The 22,444-nt window shown below is 40.5% G+C and carries 22 protein-coding genes; 3 read left to right on the top strand and 19 right to left on the bottom strand.

The window, feature by feature from the left end; translation table 11 throughout:
* The first annotated feature begins 51 nt into the window (after positions 1–51).
* From PCY14_RS02560 to PCY14_RS02550, 3 genes are all read left to right on the top strand, one after another.
* On the top strand, positions 52–792 hold the full coding sequence (locus PCY14_RS02560; RefSeq protein WP_301363117.1) for a CPBP family intramembrane glutamic endopeptidase: 741 nt from the start codon (positions 52–54) through the stop codon (positions 790–792).
* 230 nt (positions 793–1,022) lie between these two features.
* Positions 1,023–1,919 (top strand): LysR family transcriptional regulator, encoded by an 897-nt coding sequence (locus tag PCY14_RS02555; RefSeq protein ID WP_021145934.1) that lies wholly within the window; start codon positions 1,023–1,025, stop codon positions 1,917–1,919.
* A 10-nt stretch (positions 1,920–1,929) separates the two neighbouring features.
* Positions 1,930–2,775 (top strand): aldo/keto reductase, encoded by an 846-nt coding sequence (locus PCY14_RS02550; RefSeq protein ID WP_021145935.1) that lies wholly within the window; start codon positions 1,930–1,932, stop codon positions 2,773–2,775.
* A 176-nt stretch (positions 2,776–2,951) separates the two neighbouring features.
* Here PCY14_RS02550 and metG read toward each other — a convergent pair whose 3' ends face one another.
* From metG to PCY14_RS02455, 19 genes are all read right to left on the bottom strand, one after another.
* Complete coding sequence (gene metG, locus PCY14_RS02545) at positions 2,952–4,943, bottom strand: methionine--tRNA ligase (protein ID WP_021152265.1); 1,992 nt, start codon at positions 4,941–4,943, stop codon at positions 2,952–2,954.
* A 131-nt stretch (positions 4,944–5,074) separates the two neighbouring features.
* Positions 5,075–5,770 carry a hypothetical protein gene (locus tag PCY14_RS02540; protein ID WP_293919710.1) on the bottom strand — a complete coding sequence of 232 codons (696 nt, stop codon included), beginning with the start codon at positions 5,768–5,770 and terminating at the stop codon, positions 5,075–5,077.
* Between the two features lie 151 nt (positions 5,771–5,921).
* Positions 5,922–6,779 carry a hypothetical protein gene (locus PCY14_RS02535; RefSeq protein ID WP_021145940.1) on the bottom strand — a complete coding sequence of 286 codons (858 nt, stop codon included), beginning with the start codon at positions 6,777–6,779 and terminating at the stop codon, positions 5,922–5,924.
* Between the two features lie 130 nt (positions 6,780–6,909).
* On the bottom strand, positions 6,910–7,986 hold the full coding sequence (locus tag PCY14_RS02530) for a hypothetical protein (RefSeq protein ID WP_021152268.1): 1,077 nt from the start codon (positions 7,984–7,986) through the stop codon (positions 6,910–6,912).
* 150 nt (positions 7,987–8,136) lie between these two features.
* The gene (locus PCY14_RS02525) at positions 8,137–8,835 is read right to left on the bottom strand and encodes a hypothetical protein (RefSeq protein WP_293919708.1); all 699 of its coding nucleotides are present in this window, start codon (positions 8,833–8,835) and stop codon (positions 8,137–8,139) included.
* Between the two features lie 125 nt (positions 8,836–8,960).
* Entirely contained in the window at positions 8,961–10,022 is a 1,062-nt protein-coding gene (locus tag PCY14_RS02520) for a PhoH family protein (protein WP_021152270.1), read from the bottom strand.
* A gap of 79 nt (positions 10,023–10,101) precedes the next feature.
* Positions 10,102–11,430, bottom strand: a complete 1,329-nt coding sequence (locus PCY14_RS02515) for a LysM peptidoglycan-binding domain-containing protein (RefSeq protein ID WP_301363154.1) — start codon at positions 11,428–11,430, stop codon at positions 10,102–10,104.
* A 241-nt stretch (positions 11,431–11,671) separates the two neighbouring features.
* Positions 11,672–11,887, bottom strand: coding sequence for a YozE family protein (locus tag PCY14_RS02510; protein ID WP_004183949.1), 216 nt, complete (start codon positions 11,885–11,887; stop codon positions 11,672–11,674).
* A gap of 8 nt (positions 11,888–11,895) precedes the next feature.
* Complete coding sequence (gene cvfB, locus PCY14_RS02505; RefSeq protein ID WP_301363116.1) at positions 11,896–12,753, bottom strand: RNA-binding virulence regulatory protein CvfB; 858 nt, start codon at positions 12,751–12,753, stop codon at positions 11,896–11,898.
* Positions 12,754–12,841: 88 nt separating this feature from the next.
* Complete coding sequence (gene frr, locus PCY14_RS02500; RefSeq protein ID WP_004183951.1) at positions 12,842–13,399, bottom strand: ribosome recycling factor; 558 nt, start codon at positions 13,397–13,399, stop codon at positions 12,842–12,844.
* Between the two features lie 14 nt (positions 13,400–13,413).
* A complete protein-coding gene (gene pyrH / locus PCY14_RS02495; protein ID WP_004183953.1) occupies positions 13,414–14,151 on the bottom strand; it encodes a UMP kinase in 738 nt (245 codons plus the stop codon).
* Between the two features lie 224 nt (positions 14,152–14,375).
* Entirely contained in the window at positions 14,376–15,599 is a 1,224-nt protein-coding gene (locus tag PCY14_RS02490) for a HAMP domain-containing sensor histidine kinase (RefSeq protein WP_004183955.1), read from the bottom strand.
* Between the two features lie 3 nt (positions 15,600–15,602).
* Positions 15,603–16,289: a response regulator transcription factor gene (locus PCY14_RS02485; RefSeq protein ID WP_004183958.1), complete on the bottom strand. Its 687-nt coding sequence runs from the start codon at positions 16,287–16,289 to the stop codon at positions 15,603–15,605.
* 1 nt (position 16,290) lies between these two features.
* Positions 16,291–16,914, bottom strand: coding sequence for a GTP pyrophosphokinase family protein (locus PCY14_RS02480; RefSeq protein ID WP_004183960.1), 624 nt, complete (start codon positions 16,912–16,914; stop codon positions 16,291–16,293).
* A gap of 148 nt (positions 16,915–17,062) precedes the next feature.
* Positions 17,063–17,686, bottom strand: coding sequence for a GNAT family N-acetyltransferase (locus PCY14_RS02475; protein WP_021145954.1), 624 nt, complete (start codon positions 17,684–17,686; stop codon positions 17,063–17,065).
* Positions 17,687–17,795: 109 nt separating this feature from the next.
* On the bottom strand, positions 17,796–19,574 hold the full coding sequence (locus PCY14_RS02470; RefSeq protein ID WP_301363115.1) for an ABC transporter ATP-binding protein: 1,779 nt from the start codon (positions 19,572–19,574) through the stop codon (positions 17,796–17,798).
* On the bottom strand, positions 19,564–21,378 hold the full coding sequence (locus PCY14_RS02465) for an ABC transporter ATP-binding protein (protein ID WP_301363114.1): 1,815 nt from the start codon (positions 21,376–21,378) through the stop codon (positions 19,564–19,566). The genes PCY14_RS02470 and PCY14_RS02465 overlap by 11 nt, the downstream gene beginning before the upstream one ends.
* A 3-nt stretch (positions 21,379–21,381) precedes the next feature.
* Positions 21,382–21,825: a MarR family transcriptional regulator gene (locus PCY14_RS02460; protein ID WP_008533888.1), complete on the bottom strand. Its 444-nt coding sequence runs from the start codon at positions 21,823–21,825 to the stop codon at positions 21,382–21,384.
* 172 nt (positions 21,826–21,997) lie between these two features.
* The gene (locus PCY14_RS02455) at positions 21,998–22,408 is read right to left on the bottom strand and encodes a peptide deformylase (protein ID WP_021145959.1); all 411 of its coding nucleotides are present in this window, start codon (positions 22,406–22,408) and stop codon (positions 21,998–22,000) included.
* Between the last annotated feature and the right edge of the window lie 36 nt (positions 22,409–22,444).

The raw sequence follows: 22,444 nt of genomic DNA, 5'->3' as shown, positions 1-22,444 counted from the left end.
CTTTTCGTCGTATGCTTGAAAAAATGTTAAGAAAGTTGGGGAATTTTTTCAATGACAAAGAAAGAAGTTAGGACACTGCTCCTTTTAGGGATCAGTATTATTTTTGCGAACCTCGCACTTCGTTTGATGTTCAGGCCCTTGCCTGAAAATTTAGCCTATCTTATTAAAACGCTTGTTCTTGGGTGTGGATGTTACTTCCTAGTACATAGGCGACTAGGTTTAAAAATCAAATCCACTCAAAAGATAGGTCTGGCTGAAACCTTACGTGTTTGTTGGTTGATTATTTTAGCTGACTTTATCTATATTTCTGGGGGAGCTTTGGGTATTAGTAAGGCACCTCATATGATTGGTACCGCCTTGATTGTCGCCTTAGGAGCCGGTTTTTTTGAAGAATATGTTTTTCGTGGACTCTTCCTTAAACTCGCCTTCCAAGATGGTATTAGGTCTTCAAAACAAATTTTGGGGGCCGTTCTCTTATCAGCCTTATTTTTTGGATTGGCTCATCTAGGAAATCTCACCCACCAACCTTTGGATGCTACCCTGTTTCAAGTTTACTATGCCTCGGCTATCGGCATATTCTTTGCTGCTATTTACCTACGCACAGGTAGCCTCTGGTGGACTATCATTCTGCACTCTTTGGTTGACTTTACCAGTGTCCTGATGTCACAATCAACGCAGGCTGCTCCAGCTACAAGTATCTGGCATTTCATTCTCTGGTTACCACTCATTGCCATCGGACTCTTCCTCATTCGACCTAAAAAATTGGATGTCATTAGACGTCTTAGTAACTGACACTTTATACAGCATTTCAAAAGTTAGACAAAAAACTAACTTTTGGAGTGCTTTTCTTTTATCGAAATCCCTTCTTCCAACCCTCTCAATCCTTACTCTTCCTATAAGACTTGGCTTCATAAAAATTTCATATCAGGTCTTCATTGATTCCTATCAGGATTTTACTGATATTAGACTTCTCATTTTGTTATAATATAGGTCACAATCATGTTTTTAAAAAGGGGATGCTTATGAATTTTCAACAATGCCGCTATGTTCAGACTATAGCTGAAACAGGGTCTTTTAGTAAGGCTGCTAAGAAACTCTTTTTGACGCAACCCAATCTTTCAGCATCCATTCGTGATTTAGAGGAAGAACTGGGAGTTCTACTCTTTGAGCGCTCTAATACAGGAGCCAAACTGACTGATGATGGCCATGATTTTCTCAAATACGCCAAACGTATCCTTGGAGAGCTAGATCTACTAGAAGGACGCTATCGCAAGTCCTTCAAGAAATCGTTCACTATTGCCAGTCACCACTATGATTTTCTATCCCTTCCCATGGCTCATATTGCCAAACGCTTTCGTAGTGATTATCAAGAATTTCAACTAATTGAAACAACAACCAGAAAGATTCTCAAAAGTGTGGAGAGTTTCGAAAGTGACTTGGGGATTATTTACCTTGATGAAGACAACGCCCACATCCTAGAGCGTAGTTTCAAACACATGGATTTGGCATTTACTCCGCTTGGGGAGTTTGAGACTAAGATTTTCTTGGGGCGTCAACATCCCTTGGCCAAGAAAAAATCCCTAAATCTCAAGGATTTAGAGGGCTATCCACAGGTCCGTTTTCGTCAGGAAAGTTCTGGTATTCACTTTGATGAGGACCCTCTGGAGGTTCTACCTGACCAACAGGTTATCTACAGCAATGACCGAGGAAGTGTCATGAATTTGCTCTGTGCCTCTGATAGTTATGCTTCTGGCCTTGGTATTGTCAACAGTTTTATCAAGGACCAGATCGTCCTAATCCCACTTAAGGACAGTCCCAAGCACACTTTGGGAATTGTGACCAATAATAAACAGAAAAAATCTGCAATTATCCAAGCATTTATCGAAGAAATTCAAGATAGCTTACTACCCCACCACTAAGGAGATGAAAATGGAATTTCAAACACTTAACAATGGCATCAAAATCCCCGTACTCGGTTTTGGCGTCTGGCAAATTTTCGACCAAAAGGAATGTCAAAAAGCTGTAGAAGATGCTCTTTCTGTCGGCTATCGTCTGATTGATACAGCCAGTCTTTACCGTAATGAAGAGGCTGTGGGACGTGCCATTAAGGCATCTGGCATCCCTCGTGAGGATATTTTCCTAACCAGCAAGGCCTGGATTAGTCAGCTTGGCTACGAAGATACTAAATTAGCCCTAAAAGAGACCCTCCGCAAACTAGATACTGACTATCTTGATTTATATTTGATTCATCAACCTTTTGGCGACTTACATGGTGCCTGGCGTGCTATGATTGAGCTTCAGCATGAAGGACTTATTAGAGCCATCGGGGTTTCTAACTTCTCAACAGGACGTTTGGCGGACTTTGCCTTGCAAACTCCTGTTGTTCCAGCAGTCAATCAAATCGAGTTGCATCCCTATAAACAACACAAACTTATCCAGAAAGCTGATAAGGAATTTGGTACCCTAACACAAGCCTGGGCTCCTTTTCACAGAGGAGAGGATGGTATTTTTCAAGACCAAACTCTGACTGCTATCGCTGAAAAACATGGTAAGACAGTTGCTCAGGTCATTCTCAGATGGCAAACCCAACAAGGCATTCTGACCATTCCTAAAAGTACCCATATCGAACGGATGAAGGAAAACTTTGATAGTTTTGACTTTCACCTAGACCAAGCAGACCTTGATGCTATCAGTAAACTAGACCGATACCCTGATGCCTATGGTCCTGATGAAAGTGTAGAACGTATTAAGCATTTATTGAAATATAGTGTATAAGAAAACGAGTTCGACTGAACTCGTTTTAATGTTAAAAATGTCTTATTTAGATTGTCCTTGGGTAAGTAGGAGCACCCTTTAAAATTCAAAATAGGGAATGGAACAGAAGCCTTATTATTCAAAAGCGCTTCGTCATCCTACTTCTTCTTGAGGAAATCGCAAAAAACTAAATTGTTTTACCCAATCACACTTCCATTTGGAACAGATGGATCCACTGTCAAGACAGTGAGTTTGCCATCATACTCTGCGGAAAGAATCATACCTTGGCTGACATATTTCTTCATCATCTTACGTGGTTTAAGGTTAGCCACGATTTGGAGTTTCTTGCCGACCAATTCTTGTTCATTTGGATAGAATTTAGCGATACCTGAGAGGATTTGACGGTCTTCACCGTCGCCAGCGTCAAGACGGAAGCGAAGCAATTTGTCTGAACCTTCGACTTTTTCTACTTCTTTAACTTCAGCGACACGGATTTCAACCTTGTCAAAGTCGTCAAATTTGATTTGGTCTTTTTCAGACTTAAGTTCAACCTCTTCTGGGTTCCATTCCTTCTCTTGAGGTTTGCCTGCGTTCATTTGAGATTGGATGTAGGCAATTTCTTCGTCCATGTCAAGACGTGGGAAGATTGGAGTTCCTTTTGAAACGACTGTGACATTTTCTGGTAAGCCTGAAAGTTCTAGATTTTCAAGGTCAAACGTTCCTGACAATCCGAGCTGTTCCATGATGGCATTTGAAGTGGTCATCATGAATGGTTGGATGAGATGAGCCACCACACGAAGACTAGCTGCCAAGTGAGCCATCACTGCTGCCAAGTGTTCCTTGTCACCATCCTCTTTGGCAAGTACCCAAGGAGCTGTTTCATCGATATACTTATTGGTACGTGAAATGATATTCCAAACGGCATCTAAGGCGCGTGGGAAATCTACAGCATTCATTTGTTTATGGAATTCTTCGATATTTTCAGCCACAACCTTAGCCAAATCAGCATCAAAGTCTGTAACGTTCTCAACATAGGCAGGCACTTTACCACCGAAATATTTGTTAATCATGGCAACTGTACGGTTGAGGAGGTTTCCGAGGTCGTTAGCCAACTCATAGTTGATACGAGCCACATAGTCTTCTGGCGTGAAGGTACCATCTGAACCGACAGGAAGACTACGCATGAGGTAGTAACGAAGTGGATCAAGACCAAAACGTTCTACCAACATTTCTGGATAGATCACGTTTCCTTTAGACTTAGACATCTTACCGTCTTTCATGACAAACCAACCGTGGGCAATCAAACGTTCTGGCAATTTAATGTCCAACATCATGAGGAGGATTGGCCAGTAGATGGAGTGGAAGCGAAGGATGTCTTTTCCGACCATGTGGAAGACAGTTCCGTTCCAGAACTTGTCAAAGTTGCCATGCTCATCCTGACCATAACCAAGAGCAGTCACATAGTTGAGAAGAGCATCCATCCAGACGTAGACCACGTGTTTAGGATTGGATGGGACTTTAACCCCCCAAGTGAAGGTTGTGCGTGACACGGCTAAGTCTTCCAAACCTGGCTCGATGAAGTTTTTAAGCATTTCATTAAGGCGACCATCCGGAGTGATAAAATCAGGATGCGATTTGAAAAATTCTACCAAGCGGTCTTGGTATTTACTGAGACGAAGGAAGTAAGATTCTTCAGATACCCATTCTACTTGGTGTCCTGATGGAGCAATACCTCCCGTTACATTTCCATCTTCGTCACGGAAAACTTCCGACAGCTGACTTTCTGTAAAGAATTCCTCATCTGATACTGAGTACCAACCAGAGTATTCACCCAAGTAAATATCATCTTGAGCAAGTAAGCGCTCAAAAACTTGTGCCACTACTTTTTCATGGTAATCATCAGTCGTACGGATGAATTTGTCATATGAGATATCAAGTAATTTCCAGAGTTCTTTGACTCCAACTACCATACCATCCACATAGGCTTGTGGTGTGATTCCTGCTTCTTCAGCTTTTTGTTGAATCTTTTGGCCGTGTTCATCAAGCCCAGTAAGGTAGAAGACATCGTAGTTCATCATGCGTTTGTAACGTGCCAAGACGTCACAGGCAATGGTTGTATAGGCAGAACCAATATGCAATTTACCAGATGGGTAGTAGATAGGTGTTGTGATGTAGAATGTTTTTGTCATTTTAATTTCCTTTCATGTGTTAACAAATGGGCTAACACTGATGATATAACATCTTATTATAGCACGTTTTGGACACTAAAAAAACCAGACTAGCTGGTTTTAAAGCATATTCATTCAGAAAAATCTGACAGTTACTTGTTACCTCTCTTATAACGCTTAACTGCCTTTTGGTAGTTGGCATCTAATTGCTTAGCATCCTTGCCTGAAAGACGCTTATAGCTCCGCTTTTCGATGGCCTTTCCTTTTTTGTCAAATATGATTACCGTCAACTGATTACCTTTAGCCTCATAACTGATTTTTCCCTCACTTCGTCGCTTATAAAGATCAATCAGCTTTTTCTCCATTTGATCGATGTCCTTTTGGCTGACAAGTGCACTGGCCTTATAGTATTTTTGAACAATGCTATGAACTTCCTTTTGGTAGTCTTTAGGAGTCACTAAGGGCTTAAAAGTCCTAGACCAAGCACTAACCTTATAGTTTTTTCCCGTTTCGAAGTCAATAGGAGACACATTGTCAAATGACCCATAACTACTCTCAAAGGTATAGTAAGTGTACTCTTTAGCTTCTTGGTCTTCAACACGCATAAAATCCTTTAGCTTTGTTCCTTCATAACCAGGTTTACCGTCCATCCAGGTCTTGGTCGTACTGTTATAATACTTAGACGTTTGCAATTGGTAAAGACCATCAGCTATTTTCCCTGTGTGATGCCTCCAAAACACATAGCCTCCACCCATTAGACCTAAAATTATTAGGATTCCGGCAAGGCCTTTGACTAAAAAACGATGCCCTCTAAATTTTGAACCTGCATTAGCTGATTTTTTGTACATATTTTTCTTTTTCCTCTTCATTGTCCACTGTTTAATGATTAACTGAAAACAACTATCTTTTATTGTAGCAAAAATTATGGAAATATTTCTGTGATTATTTTTATAAAAGAAAAAAACCAGACGAGCTGGTTTTTGTTCATTTCACATTTAACTAGGAATGAAAGAGTTTTTTATCGGCTCTAACATCACGCTCATATTCGTAATCTAGTTTTTTCTCTTCTTCTTTTGTTAGGCGTTTAAAGACTTTTTCTTCTGAAAGTTTGCCTTTTTTATCATAGATAAGGACAATAATTTTATCGCCATCAACCTTATAGTGAACCGTCTCTTTAAGAGATTTTTTATAATCCTTAATGTAGACTTTTTTACTATCGTCAATATCAGATTTAGTGGTATATTCGTCCACTTTATAACGATTATCTACAGCCTTCTCAACGACTTTTGTGTAATCGGCCAAAGACATTGTTGGTGTGAGCGTTCTAGACCAGTTATCAAGACGGAAAGCTTTTTCAGTATCATAGTCCGTAAAGTCAACCAAGTTAACCGCACCAGCCAAGGTGTAGTTATAAAATTTCAACTGATCGCCTTTAACTTTAACAAAGTCACCGTCTTTTAACTTACTTTTCTCATAGGATTCCATACCATCAATCATCTTTTTCTTGTCCTTATCATAATATCGATAAGTCTCTATTTGATAAGTTCCCTCTGAGATCTTACCTCCCTGTAGGTGGATATAGGCATAGCCACCAAAAGAAAGGGCAAGTAGTACAACTGCTCCAATAACAGAAGCAATAATAATTTTAACCTTCTTAGATAAGCCTTTTTTAGGTGCCACAACTGGTGTCCCTTGTCCAGTCACTGGCCCACTCACCTGAACTTGTGGCTGGCTGTTCTCTGCCACAGGCTCTGAAGTTACAAATTCACCGTTAGCTTTAGCCTGTTGAATTTCTTCCTCGCTTGGTTTGCGATTATTGATTGTTTCAAAATAATCTAACCATTCTGTTTCGTTCATAAAAGTCCCCTTTTTTCATTGATACTCCTATTTTACCAGAAAAATGCCAAAAATCTATTTGACTATTTTCATAAAAAGAAAAACAGTACCTGACTTTAGGCCTGATACTGCTTTATTAGACTTATGAATGTTAAATTCTATCAACGCTCTTTTTACTGCTACTGCTAGAGTTTGATTTTGAATCGCTACCATAGTCGTCACTATAGCCGTAACCATAGTCACTTCCATAGTCACTTCCATAATCACTACCGTAACCATAACCATAATAGTCTTTGAAGTCATCGTATTGATCGCTATAAGACTTCAGCTCTTTCTTATAATCCTTGACAGCGTCTTTATAATCATCCCAACGTTTGTCTGCATCAGATTTACTTAAACGTTTAAGGGTAATACGTGACTCAAGCTTTCCTTTTTTATCATAAGTAGTCAGAGTGTATTCATCACCATGTTTGACATAAGTACGTTTTTCCTTCAAGGTATCTTTATATTCTCTTGTTGTTTTTTTAACGACTTTGTCAGCTGCCTCTTTGGTATAGAAGGAATAGTCTTTTCTCATCTTTTTCATGAAGTCTTTTGTGGCATCTTCGACTTGATCCGCATTTAAAACTTGACTTTGTGTTTTATTCCACGGATCAAATACCTGAGGAACATCCATCTCATAGTCTATCAAACTAACATATGATTTATTGTCACTCTCTAATAAATTGTAGGTTCTAGATTGATTATTCTTTACAATTACAAAAGACTGCACGTCCAAACCTTCGTCCTTGTATTCATCTAAGCCATCAACCATTTTATCTTTGTCTTCATCATAACGAGAGAGAGAAACGACTTCATAGGTCCCATCTACAATTTTTCCTGACTGATAACGCCATAATGAATAGCCACCAACAGAAAGTAAAATCACTGCCACAGCACCCAAGACTGATGCTAGAATAATCTTAGCTTTTTTTGACATTCCTTTTTTCACTGGCATGGCTTGTTGGAAGGTTGCTGTTGTTTGGGCAAACTGAGGCTGTTGCGTCATAGAAATAACAGGTTCAGCTGGTTTAATTTTTCTTGGCTCATTAGCCTGTCCAGTTGCTCCAAAGACATTAGGTCGCTCAAGAATAAACTCCCCTGCTGCTTGAGCTTGAGCTAATTCTGCTGGACTTGGTTTGCGACCGTTGACTAATTCAAAGTACTCAATCCACTCTTGCTGGTTCATAATAATCTCCTTTTTATTGGTCTACAAGTCTATTGTACCAAAATTAATGATGAAATAGTATTTGACAATTATCATAAAGCCTGTAAGTTTTTTAATAAACCGTTAGGCTATGATTCTCGATAGTAAAGAACTGCTTGGTCGGTTTAGGTATCAGCGCCAGATGGCATAATCTCCATAATGATCCCAGCCCTTATGATGCTCCAAGGCATACTCATAATCCCTATCATAACCACTTTTGAGTTCTTCGGCTTCCTCTGAGCTTAATCGTTTAAAAGTTCTACGCGACTCAATATGTCCATCATCAGCATAAACAGTCAGAACGAGACCATTAGGACGCTTTTCATAAGTTCTTTTTTGCTTCAACATTTTTTTATAATCGTCTACACACCTCTGGACAGATACTTCCTTTACTCTTGAATACTCCTCTCCCTTTTTAGAAATCTTATCAATATGAGAAATCACTAGAGCTTTATATTCAGAGACTGTTAGATCCTGTTTCAAAGTCCCAGTACGTGGGTCAAAAGTCTGTGGGATCTTTTCATCGTGCTCAAATGGTGAGACAAAAGGTTCCCCATCCCCCACAAAAACATAATAAAATTGAGATTTCATATTCTCAACAACTATAAAATCCTCATATAAGCTATCATTATTCTCTCCTCGCTCAGTCCAATTTATCAATTCATTGGAATATGCCGATTTAGCCTCGTATTTTACCATCTGATAGGTGCCATCCGGAATATGGTTCTCTTGATGCTTCCAAAATTCTCTCTCTCCTATGGCGATTAAGACTGACGCAACAAGTCCAAGAAATAAGATGATACCAATCTTCCATTTTTTTGCCTTAGTCATACTTCTCCCCTCCTTATTGGCCTATTCTTCAATACTATTTTACCAAAAATAAGGGAAAAGCTAGTGACAGGATTGCAAAGGAAAAGAGCTTGAAAATATCAACTCTCAAACCTCTTTCTTACCATCTACTTTTTAACATCCTCAGCACCAATGACTGGGTATTCAGTCAATCCTGATGCTACTTCTTCAGCCTGGTCTGATCCTTCTGATTTTTCCTCAAGATCAAACTTAGGTGCATCTTTTTCATAAGCATTAATGATGTCAGCTACGACTGGGTGACGGACGACATCACTGGCAGAGAAATGAACAAAATCAATGGCCTTGATACCCTTCAATTTTTCCATAGCATCAATAAGACCTGACTTAACACGACGTGGAAGGTCAATCTGGCTCATGTCCCCATTGACAATCATCTTAGAATTAAAGCCAAGACGCGTTAAGAACATCTTCATCTGCATGATGGTCGTATTTTGCGCCTCGTCAAGGATAACAAAAGCATCTTCAAGGGTCCGACCACGCATATAAGCGAGTGGCGCAATTTCAATAATTTCACGTTCCATGAGACGGGTCGTCTGCTCTTTACCGAGGATTTGATAAAGGGCATCATAGACAGGGCGAAGGTAAGGGTCTACCTTTTCCTTAAGGTCTCCTGGTAAGAAACCAAGACTTTCGCCTGCCTCAACAGCCGGACGGGTTAGCACAATACGTTTCACCTGACCACGCTTAAGTGCTGTGACAGCTAGGGTAACTGCTAGAAAGGTTTTTCCTGTACCTGCTGGACCAATCCCAAAGACCACATCATGATTTTTAATACTATCAACGTAGACCTTTTGTCCCAAGGTCTTCACTCGAATTGGTTTACCACTATTGTCCTTGATAATTTCTTCTTCATAAAGGGCAACAAATTTGTCAATCGAACCATCCTGAGCCATGGTTAGAGCTGCCACAACATCTGAAGTGTTAACCAGCATCCCTCGCTCCACTAAAACGAGGAGAGCTTGAATGGTTAAACGTGCCAATTCAACGCTTTCCTGATCGTCTCCAAGAATTTGGACACGCTCTGTTCTAGCATGAATGATAAGGCCCAAGTTATCTTCAATGAGTTTTAGATGACGCTCATTGGTTCCAAAAAGCGACAAGACATCATCTGGGTGATTAAGGGTAATTTCAACAGAATACTCTTGCAAATAGAGTTCCTCTTTCTTAAGTATTTTTATCCATTATATCAAAAAAATCACGCCAAGCGTGACTTTTTATCATTCTGACTTATTCATTAAATGACACGTGAACGTGATCATAGTGGTTTTCAGTAACGCTACCACGATCTGGCATTTGGTTCCATGTGTTAGCTGGTCCGTAGATATTATCTACTGGTGCGTAGAATTGTTGTCTGTAGATGACATATGAGATACCTGCATTTGAGATATTGTCTACAGCATATTGAGCGACTTGATTACCAACTTCTGAACCAACTGGTACCATAACGTCAACGGCAAGTCCTTTACCATGGTCTTGAGGATCACCTTCACGGTAACCACCGATATCAGTAAGACCGAATTTTGATGCTACATCTTGACGGAAAGCTTCAGCTTGTGGTTGAAGGTGTGGATCCGTTGGAAGTGTGTTTGTTGAAGCAGGTTGTGCTGCTGGAGCCTCTGAAGCCGCTGGGGCTTCTGAAACTGCTTCTGATGTTGCTGCTGGTTGCTCTGCTGGAGCTTCTGAAGCCGCTGGGGCCTCTGAAGCCGCTGGGGCTTCTGAAGCTGCTTCTGATGTTGCTGCTGGTTGCTCTGCTGGAGCTTCTGAAGCCGCTGGGGCCTCTGAAGCTGCCTCTGAAGCCGCTGGGGCTTCTGAAGCTGCTTCTGATGTTGCTGCTGGTTGCTCTGCTGGAGCTTCTGATGTTGCTGCTGGTTGCTCTGCTGGAGCTTCTGCAGGCTGTGCTGGTTTTTCTTCAGCTGCTGGGGCTGGGGCTTCTGCAGGTTTTGCTTCTGCTGATGCCGTTACATGATCAATGGCATCGGCAACTGGTTGTTCAGTATCTGCGTAAGCTGGTGCTTCAGATGCTGAAGCGATAGCTTCTGTCACTTCTGAAACAGCTTGTGTTGATTCTTCTGTAGCAGGAGCAACTGTAGCCGTTGTGTCTACTGAATCAACAGGAGCAGACAAATCTGTTGTTGCTACAGCTTGTCCGTTTACTGTTACTTCGTTAGTTGTCAAGTTAGCCTCTGCAACAACAGATGCATTTGAAGTTTCTGAAGCTGGTGTTTCAACTTTAACTGAAACTGCTTGGTTATCAGCGTTGTAAGTTGTTGTCAAGACTGTTCCAGGGAAAATCAAGTCAATGTTTGTGATTTGGTTGATATTAGCCAAAACATTTACATCGATTCCCATTGCTTCTGCGATACTACCCAAAGTGTCACCGTATTGAACAGTGTAAGTTTGTTGGTTATCACTAACAGCGATGTCGGCTTTGATTTGATCCACTGAACGAGCAGTCCAATTAGCGACATCATCAGCATGTACATGACTAGCAGCAAAAAGTGAAAGAGCTGCGGTCGAGTATAGAAGTGCCTTAGTTGTTTTTGATTTTGATAACATGTATAAATTCATTCCTTTTTTAACAATTTTAACACTTACAATAATACCATACTTCTAGTCAAAAAAGTGGCAAATTATTGCACTTTAAAGCAATTACTAACTAGTTGTAATACGCCTAATTTATTGAAAAAAAGCTGAGACATTTGTAAAAAAATGTAACAATTCATTCTCCCTCAACTGCTGTTTTCTTGAAAATGTTTTTGTCAAGATAGGTCTGTCCTTTAATAGAGATTAAACACTATTAATGCGCTAGATAGTCTTCCCAAATATGATCAAATTGACCTAGATTGAAAGAGAAACTAGCCTGATCTTCCAAGTAGCGACTCACCTCTTCAAAGTCATCAGTATGTTTAGGAAAGGTTGAATCGTCAAACGCCAAGTCAGCTAAAATGGCTACTGGTTCATTGGATTTAGGGTTACGTTGCGTCATCAGCCAAGTATAAAAAGATTTTCTCATACTTTCTCCTAACTGATTAATTCTGTTCCGAACTGATCTTGTTTGATTTTTTTAGCCTTCATCAAACCACCCAAGGCCTTTTTAAATTGCCCCTTTGAAATACCAAAGGTTGCCTTTATATCTGCTGGTGATGATTTATCGTTTAGAGTCATAAAACCACCGTTGCTTTCTAGATAGGTCAAAATCATTTGAGCATCATTTTCAAGCATCTCAAAAGAACGTGGTTTCAAAGACAAATTCAGGGTACGATCGACCTCACGAAAACCAATCACACGGGCTTCAAGGACTTGACCCAAACGTGGCTCAGCATAACGTTCTGACGGATGGATGAAGCCAAGCATGTTATTTTCTGGTAGGTAAACAAAGGTTCCTGAGAGCTTGAGACGATAGGCGATAGCAGGCCATTTTTGATTTTGCATATTGTCATAGGCAGGCCCAGCCATACGTTGAAAGACTTCAAGTTCAGCAGGAAGCCCCCAAATACGGCCTTTTTTATCGACGTCTAGTTTGATGTAGAGTTTATCACCCTTTTTAGGCCAAAGCTCTTTGAGTTCCGGCAGCACATCAAGAGAGACGACAATTTCCTTATCTGGGATTCCCACATCCACAAAGACACCTAAATCCTTACGAACCTCAGTGACTTCTCCCCAATCATAAGAATCACGAGTTGCCTTAATTTCCTTTTGTGTCAAACGTGATTTCTGCTTGCTGTCAGTGTAGGCAAAGCCTGTTACCATGTCACCAATCGCATGATTTCCTTCATTTTTAGCCAAAGCAAAGGTCACGCCATCCTTTTGGACAAAGTAAAAGCGATCATTTTCATCAGTTACTAAGGCAGTAATGATGGTTCCAAGTAGTGTATTCATATTTTTCCTCAAAAAGAGAGCCGGACAAGGAAGCTAACATAGTCCATGCTTTTTTGCTTCTGTCCCACTCTCCTTATTTTTCTATTGATTAAACAGTAAGGAGTTCTTTTTCCTTTTCTGCTGTCATGCTGTCGATTTTCTTAACAGCATCGTCTGTTGCTTTTTGGATATCCTTTTCAAGACCTTTCAATTGGTCCTCTGTGATTTCCTTGTCTTTTTCTTGCTTTTTAGCTTCATCCATAGCATCACGACGGATGTTACGAATAGCGATTTTAGCATTTTCACCAACTTTTTTAACTTCTTTAGCCAATTCCTTACGAGTTTCTTCTGTAAGTGCTGGGATAACCAAGCGCACAACAGAACCGTCGTTTGCTGGGTTGATACCAAGGTCAGATTCGTTGATGGCACGTTCGATATCAGCGATTGAACCTTTATCAAATGGTGAAATCAAAAGAACACGTGCTTCAGGAACAGTGATTGAAGCCAATTGATTAAGAGGCGTTGGGGCACCATAATATTCGACTGTGATGCGGTCAAGAAGTGACGCATTGGCACGACCTGCACGGATTGAACCAAATTCGCGAGCCAATGACTCATGTGAGTGGGCGAAGCGTTCTTTAGCTTTTTCAATAATTGCGTTTGACATAATTTCTCTCTTTCTTACTTGTGTGCGTCTGCTTTATTTGAAACGGTAGTTCCGATGTGTTCACCTAGAATAACACGTTTAATATTACCTGGTTCATTCATGTTGAAGACTACGAGGTCAATGTCGTTATCCATTGACAAGGTAGAAGCTGTTGCGTCCATAATTTTAAGACCACGTTTGATAACTTCCACATGGGTCAATTCATCAAATTTAACCGCATCAGCATTCTTACGTGGGTCATCATTGTAGACACCATCCACACCATTTTTCGCCATAAGAATAGCGTCAGCCTCAATTTCAGCGGCACGGAGGGCTGCTGTGGTATCAGTTGAGAAGTATGGAGAACCGATACCTGCTGCAAAGATAACGATACGTCCTTTTTCAAGGTGACGAAGGGCACGACCTCGGATATAGGGTTCAGCCACAGATTTCATATCAATAGCCGTTTGAACACGTGTGTCAACACCAAGTTGTTTCAAACTGTCTGCCATAACAAGGGCATTCATAACTGTTCCAAGCATCCCCGTATAGTCCGCTTGAACACGATCCATTCCTGCTTCGGCTGCAGGTTCGCCACGCCAAAGGTTACCACCACCGATAACCAAGGCGATTTGAACACCTGATTCTGCGACTTCTGCTATTTCTTTAGCCATTGTCTGTACGGTTGGAAGATCAATCCCAACACCACGTTCACCAGCCAAAGCTTCACCTGAAAGTTTAATGAGGACACGTTTGTATTTTGGTTCTACCATGATTTCTCCCTATTAACTATGTTGTTTTTCTGATTGTATTCTTGGCTCAGATTTATCATTCCTAATCCGTAAATGACCATCTTTTTAAGAAGGAGATTAAGCTCTTACAAGCTCTTTCCAGATTGACAAATGGTCTCTTTATGACAAAGCGAACACTAAATCTTCATCCTTACTATTTTATCATAAATTAGGGTTTTCACCTAGTCAAATATTTTAAAATATCCTTACAAGATGACTGTAAAAGTGATGGTGTCATCTTTGTAGGAGGCAAAGAGACGCCCTTTAAATAATTTGACCATACTTTGAGCCATGGATAGACCTATACCGAAACCTTTATTTTCCTTGTTATTATGGGATTCTTCGATACGATAGAAGCGTTCAAAAAACTTACTATAATCGACTGCCTTACCATCCTTATAGGTATTCGACACTTCCAGGCGAGCCCGTTTACGAGTTCTTCCGACTTGACGAAGCCTTACCGTAACCGTCCCTTCTGGGTCACAATACTTGTTTGCATTATCAACCAGAAGAGTTACAAGTTCAAAGAGAGATTTTTCCTCTGCCTTAACATGGATGTCTGGAGAAATATCCATAAGGAAGGATTTCCCGTCACGAACAACTGGTCCCTTAAAGTCCTCTGCTGCATCCTCAGTAACATACGAAAAATCCACATCTTGAAGAACGATATCAGGATGCTCCTCAAGCCGAGATAAGGCCACAAGCGAATTGATTAGAGTGGTCAATCGTGCCACCTGGTCGTTAGTAGACTTGGTCCATTCGTTTTCCCCAGTCATGAGTTCCTGTAGCTCCGTGTTGGCAGAAATAATGGCCAATGGAGTCTTCAATTCATGACCTGCATTTGTGATAAAACGCCGTTGCTTTTCATAGTTTCGAATGAAGGGGCGAATGACGATTCCAGACAAAGCACTGACAATAACGACAAAAAAGATGAAGCCAAACAGTGATAAAAGGATACAAAGACTCATTAAAGCTTGGGAAGAATTATAATAAGAAGACGTGTCCAAAAAGACTACCAAAACCTTATTTTTACTGACCTTACTTACTTGATAGCTAAGATTGATGTTTTTTTCTCGAATCGTGCCTAGATTATTGGTCAAACGGCTAACTGTCAGGGCATAGCTAGCCGCTTCCTCGTCGTTTATTAGGGCCGTATGGCTGGTATCCTGGCTAACAACCTTATCACCCGATAAGGTCACGCTGAAAAATCGAAAACTGTCTGAAGGAATCTCACGTCCTTGATTGATCTCAATTTTTGTGGTTTTCCCAAAGCTACCATTATTTTCCGAAAGGGTGTTGAGTACCTTGCTAATTTCCTGCTCCGTCTGAAAAGACCTCACGGTATTGATGATTCCCACCATAAAGACCAAGATAAAGAGGATGGCCAAGGAAGCAATCGTAATAAATTGCAGGCGTAATCGTCTAAACATAGCCTACTCCTCTCTCATTAGCTCAAGACAAAAGTCGCCACCCTTTTCGCCCAAAATGCTAATATCAGCCTTAATAGCTTGCAATTTCTGGCGCAGATAGGAAATATAAACCCAGACAATTGATTCATCAACGTCATCTTCATCAGCCCAGATGGTTTTAAAGAGGTGCTCAGTACTTAACTTCTTGGTAGGATTGTGCATGAAATAAGCCATTAACTTGGTCTCACGACTTGAAAGGCGAATACTATTGCCAGCCACTAACTCTTGATCCTCTTGGTCCAAACAAACCGAGCCAAGCGTCAAAACTTTTGCCGTAAATGTTTCACTAAAACGGCGCTCCAATGAACGCAAACGAGCCAAAAGTTCCTTTAGAGACATGGGCTTGGTCAAGTAGTCATCCGCACCAGCATCAAGTCCCGTCACACGGTCATCAATTTCGGCCATGGCCGTCAACATAATGACATGCGTGGTATTCCCAGTTGAGCGAATTTCTCTTAGGGCTTCAATACCTGTTTTGATGGGCATCATGATATCCATGATCATCACTTGATAGGCATTCTGGGCAGCCAAATCCACTGCTTCTTGCCCATTAAAGGCCTGATCCACTTCGTACCCCTGATGTTCAAGAGCTGCTTTATAAACCCTGGAAAGAGCCTCCTCATCCTCTGCTAATAGAATTTTCAGAGCCATTTTAGTCCCCTCCTTCTTGAATTAAGTTACGAATGGTCTGCATGGTCAAATCACATGAAGCCAATTCATCTGCACAACGCTTAAGCTCACGGGTAATCATTTCAGGATTCTTGATATCATGCTTGTACTTCATCTGATGTTCCAGACTGGCCCAGGAATCCTGAGCGATGGTCCGAAGCTGAACCTCCACAAAATAAGTACCTTTCTCATTTCCTAGCACATCTGGAAAGTCTGTTTCTATTTCCAAAATGAGGTGATAAGAACGATAACCGTTAGGCTTGGCATTTGAAATATAATCCTTCTCATTGTGGACCGTGACACCAGGAATAGCCTTTATCACTTCGATAGTTTTGTAAATATCATCAACAAAGCCACAAACGATACGGATTCCAATACTGTCACGAATTTCCTTGAGGGCAGACTGGCTAGTCTCAGGCAAATTCTTCCTACGACACTTTTCACGCATGGAGTCACTTTCCTTAATCCGTGAAATAAAATGTTCATAGAGTTTAAAGCCTGTTTCTTTTTTGCTCGCAATATTAGCCGCAATAATAGGGTCAGTTATTTCTTGTAAAATGTTGGGGAGATACTGAGCATATTCCCCATAAATACTTGGAGTTGACATAAAAACCTCCTCTAATAGCGTTTCTTCATTATAGCATAGATAGGCTTAAAAATAAGGAATGAGCCTAATAGAGCTGGCATTGTGACTATGAAAAAAATCCAGCCGAAGCCAGATTCATTTTGTATCTCTAAGTTTTCCTTCCACTGGACTATTCTTCAAGAGATTTGACAAAAGGCCAGTTGCCCAGTTTGTGTTTTTCATAGGTCAAAACCTTGTAACCACATAGCTTATAGCCATTCTTCTCATAAAAAGGTACATTATAGTCACGGTTAGTAATCAAGCCAAGACTACGGCCTCCTGTGCTACGCACAAAGGGTTCAACACCTTCAAGTAAGAAGCGGCTTCCGATTCCCTTTCTTTGAAAATCAGGAGTTACCGCCAACATCATCAGGTACCAGTCGTATTCTGCAGAATCTTCCAAATGTCTCTCTGATTCTTCGACAAAGTTAAAATATTTAAACAACTTGGTAATACTGATGAAGCGGAACAGCTTGGTCGCTCCATTTTGCAAATAGTTAAGCATGGAAACCGTCTGATGTTGCAAAATAGCTACCGCAACAATGCGACCATCCTGTTCGGCTACCAAGCAAGAATCCATCTTTATTGCCAAACGCACTAACATTTCCTGCAAGGCTAAGACAAATTCCTTATACTGCTTAGGTTTCTTTAAATTACTGGCAATCATTGAGAGATAGGGATAATCTTCAAAGGCATCTGCACATACTTGTGCAACTTCCTGAACTTCATCTTGTCTTGCTTGACGATATTGCATGACGGGTCTCCTAATCTATCTGTTTTTTCTCAGTATAACATAAAACGCACGACCTATAGTCATACGTTTTATGAAAATTTGTTAAATATTATAATTTTGTAAGAAAATCCTAGGCAACTTCTTCGGTAAACTGACTATTATAAAGATCAGCGTAGAAACCATCTGCCGCCATAAGGTCAGCATGATTACCCTGTTCAATAATATTACCATCTTTCATCACAAGGATAAGGTCAGCATTTCGAATGGTTGACAAACGGTGGGCAATGACAAAGGAAGTACGACCTTCCATAAGCTTGTCCATAGCTTTTTGAATCAATTCTTCAGTACGTGTATCAACTGATGATGTTGCCTCGTCCAAGATAAGGAGAGGGGCATCTTTAAGAAGGGCACGGGCAATGGTCAAAAGCTGTTTCTGACCAACTGAAAGTGTAACCGAGTCATCCAAATAAGTATCATAACCTTTTGGAAGCGTGGTGATGAAGTGGTGAACACCGACAGCCTTGGCCGCAGCAATAACTTGCTCGTCAGAAATATTTTCTTGATTGTAAATCAAATTATCTCGAATAGTACCTTCAAAGAGCCAAGTGTCTTGAAGCACCATAGAAAATTGATCATGGACAGTTTCACGTTTCATATCATTAGTATCCACACCATCAATAGTGATACTACCTTGGTCGATGTTATAGAACTTCATGAGCAGGTTAACAATGGTTGTCTTACCAGCACCCGTTGGACCAACAATAGCAATCTTTTGTCCAGGTTTTGCGACTGCTGAAAAATCATGAATGATAGTCTTTTCAGGCGTATACCCAAAGGAAACATGGTCAAAGACAACTTGACCCTTAGTATCTGTCAACTCAGCTGTCTTGGCTGACTCGTCATCCATATCTTTTTCTTCCAAAAATTCAAAGATACGCCCAATAGCTGCAGTTGCTGATTGGAGTTGTGTAATCCCTTGCGCAATTTGAGAAAGGGGTTGTGAGAAGATACGAACATAGGTCATGAAGGCTACCACATCACCAATAGTCAAGCTACCATCAATAACCTTAATAGCTCCCACAAGACAGACCATAACGTAACCAAAGTTCCCAATGAAAATCATAAGTGGCATCATAATACCTGAGATAAATTGAGACTGCCACATCGACTTATAAAGTTTATCGTTTAGGGCCTTGAATGCCTTACTGCTCTCTTCAGTGGCATTATAGCTCGTTACAACAGCTTGACCAGTGTAGATTTCTTCGATATATCCATTAATGTTAGCCAAATTTTCTTGTTGACGTTTGAAAAGGGGTTGTGAGAAACCCATGATGAAGGCTACTAGAACAAATCCTATCAAGACAGAACCAATGGCAGTGAAAGCCATAGTGACATTTGAGTAAAACATCATAATAATGGCTGCGACCAAGAGAACACTTGAAGTAATTAGGGTACCCAGTCCTTGACTGAGCGATTGCCCCAAAAGGTCAACGTCATTGGTCACACGAGAGAGGGTGTCCCCTTGAGAGTGACTGTCAAAATAATTAAGAGGTACACTGTTGATTTTCTTTTGGATAGCGGTACGGAAACGTTGTGAAAAGCGTTGTGTAACCGTCGCAACCGTAAAGCTTTGCAAATAACCAACAATGGCTGAGATAGCATAGAGAACAGCCAAGGTTAAAGCAATGCTGCCCACCTTGTCTAAATCAATACCGGGAATAACTCCCATCTTAGTTGGTGTAATCCCATCAGTAATAAGATTGGTGATTTCTTTTAATTTATCAGGTCCAATAACTGTAATGACCGCTGAAATAATAGCTCCAAAAATCGCTAAGACAAAGGGAATTTGGAAGCCTTTAATATAGGGTTTTAAGCGTTTATAGGACGATGTTTTTGGCTTATTTTCCATTTTCTAACTCCTCCTTAGACAATTGTGAATAGGCAATTTCTTGGTAGACTTCATTATTAGCTAAGAGTTCCTTGGGGGTTCCTTGACCAACAACCTTACCTTGGTCAAGCACCAAGATTTGATCAGCATCCATAATGGTAGAGATACGTTGAGCAACAATCAACTTGGTCATATCTTGTGTTTTTTCAGCTAATTCTTGACGCAGTTTACGGTCTGTCTTATAGTCCAAAGCTGAGAAGGAATCGTCAAAAATCAAGATTTCAGGCTTACGAGCCAAGGCACGCGCAATAGCCAAACGTTGTTTTTGACCACCTGAGAAATTAGACCCAGCTTGAGCCACTTCTGCCCTAAGTTGACCTTCTTTATTTTCAACAAAGTCTTTTCCTTGAGCCAATTCGAGAGCATCCCAAATCTTAGCATCATCAAGGGGACTATTATTGCTGGTTCCCATCGTCATATTTGACGTGATGTCCCCTGAGAAAAGTACTGCCTTTTGTGGAATATAACCGACAATATTGTGCAAGGTGTCATGGTCATACTGACGTACATCTACACCATCAACCTTGATAGTCCCTTGCGTGGCGTCGTAAAAACGTGGGATAAGGTTGACAAGCGTTGATTTACCAGAACCAGTCGAACCAATAAAGGCAACCGTATCACCCTTTTTAGCTTTGAAGCTAACATGCTCCAAAACAGGCTCTGAAGTTTCAGAATAACGGAAGGAAACATCGTCGAATGCGACAGTACCGACTTCTTTAGGCTTTTCAGAGTTATTTTCAGGGTAAGAAACTGAAGATTGGGTATCTAAAACTTCATTGATACGTCCAGCCGCTACAACAGCACGTGGAAGAAGGAAGAAGACAACAATCATCATCATGAATCCCATAACAACCTGCATGGCATAAGAGGAGTAAACCACCATATCTGAGAAGAGATGGATTTTATCTTCCATGGCACCAGCAATCTTAGTTGGATCTGTTGGAATCTTAACATCTTCAATCAAATGCGCACCAATCCAATAAATAGCTAAGGTTAAACCACTGGATACAGCTGTCATAACTGGTGTTAGTAATGCAAAAGAGCGTCCGATAAAAAGATTATTTCGAGTCAAGGCTATATTGGCATCTTCAAATTTATCTTCTTGATAACTTTCGGCGTTATAGGCACGCACCACACGAATTCCAGTAAGAGATTCACGTGTCACGCTATTGAGTTTATCTGTCAGAGTTTGAATCAAGCGTTGTTTAGGCATAACCATGATTAAAAGGAAAAGCAAGAGAATGGCAATCACCGCCACAGCAACGAGCAAGGCTAGGAGCCAATTTCCATTTTTATCTGCAATCTTAGTAATCGCCCAGATTGCCATGATTGGCCCTTGTGTAACAACCTGTAACCCCATGGTAAGCACCATCTGCAACTGGGTAATATCATTTGTCGTACGGGTCAAAAGACTAGGTATGGAGAATTTCTTAATCTCAGCATCCGAAAAATCAAGAACCTGATGGAAAATATCATCTCGAAGACGAGTAGTGAAACTTGCCGCTGTTCTGGCAGCTAGAAATCCAACTGCTACAGAGGCCATAAAGCCCGCAAAGGACATCAAAAGCATTCGCATCCCTGGGACATCCGTATTCCAGGCGAAAATATCTGATGCTTTAGTCCCCTTGGTTGATAAGAGGGTTGTGATGTCAGACATATAGTCTGGAATTTTCAAGTTTAGATAGACGTTCAAGCAAACAAAAACCACAGCTAAGACAATCATACTTAACTCTTTTGCCGTCAAACGTTTAAATATTTTAAACATAAGTTACTCCTTATTTTTCTCTAAATTCTTGCGAATTTGATGAAAGACTCGAAAAGCCGTCTCGGCATCTTCTTTTGATATACCTTCTAACAACTGCTCATGAATGGCCTCTCGGAAATGTTCGACATCTTGGGCCTTCTTTTTGCCCAAGTCTGTCAGATGTACATACTTGTAGCGTTTGTCCTTATCTGATGTCACCAATTCAACGAAACCATTTTTCTCCATCCGTTTGACCAGATTACTAGCCACCGATTTAGAGATACATAGTCTTTTCTCAATGTCTTTAATAAAAATTTCCTTATCTTGGTTGTCAGACAAATACTTGACAGCAAAACCTTGAGGACCAGCTAGATGCTCAACACCATGCGCTTTACCTAGCTCTTGCACGCGAGATTCCATGGTATTGATGAACTCTCTAAATTCACTAAAGGGATCTTTTCCATGCATTGCATCTTCCTCCTTAAATAATTCTCATGGAAACTACTTTAGTTCTCATGAGAATTATTGTCAAGAAAAAAGTTCCTATGAGAACTAAAAAAAAGTGAGGTAGGAATTTTTAGTGTCTACTCTCACTCTGCAACTGTAATTTGTCTCTCTTAGAATCTATTTCAAGTATCTTTTAGATAATAATACCCTCTAAATGATCCAATTCATGTTGAATAATTTGGGCTGGCATACCAGAAAAACTTAACTGTTTAGGCATCCATTGTTCATCTAAATAGGCCACCTCAACTGATTCATAACGTCTAGTTGGACGACTTCCCTCTAAAGATAAACAAGACTCCTCGGTTTGAAATGGCGAAGACTTGCTTACCAAAACAGGATTAAACATAACCAGATTGACAAAACCAATATTGACGATGATAACACGCTTTTTAACCCCAATCATATTGGCTGCCATACCCACACAAGCATCTTTATGAAATTCCAGTGTATCACGCAAATCCTTAGCCAAATAGAGGTCTTCTTTAGTCGCTTCTGTCGATTTTTGTCCTAGAAAAAAGACATCCTTTACGATAGGTTTTATCATCTCTTTACTCCCTTATCATTTCTTTCTTAAGCTATG

Origin of the sequence: Streptococcus sp. SV2, assembly GCF_030440175.1 — a bacterium.
Lineage (GTDB): Bacteria > Bacillota > Bacilli > Lactobacillales > Streptococcaceae > Streptococcus > Streptococcus raffinosi.
This window is presented reverse-complemented; position numbering and strand designations above follow the sequence as displayed.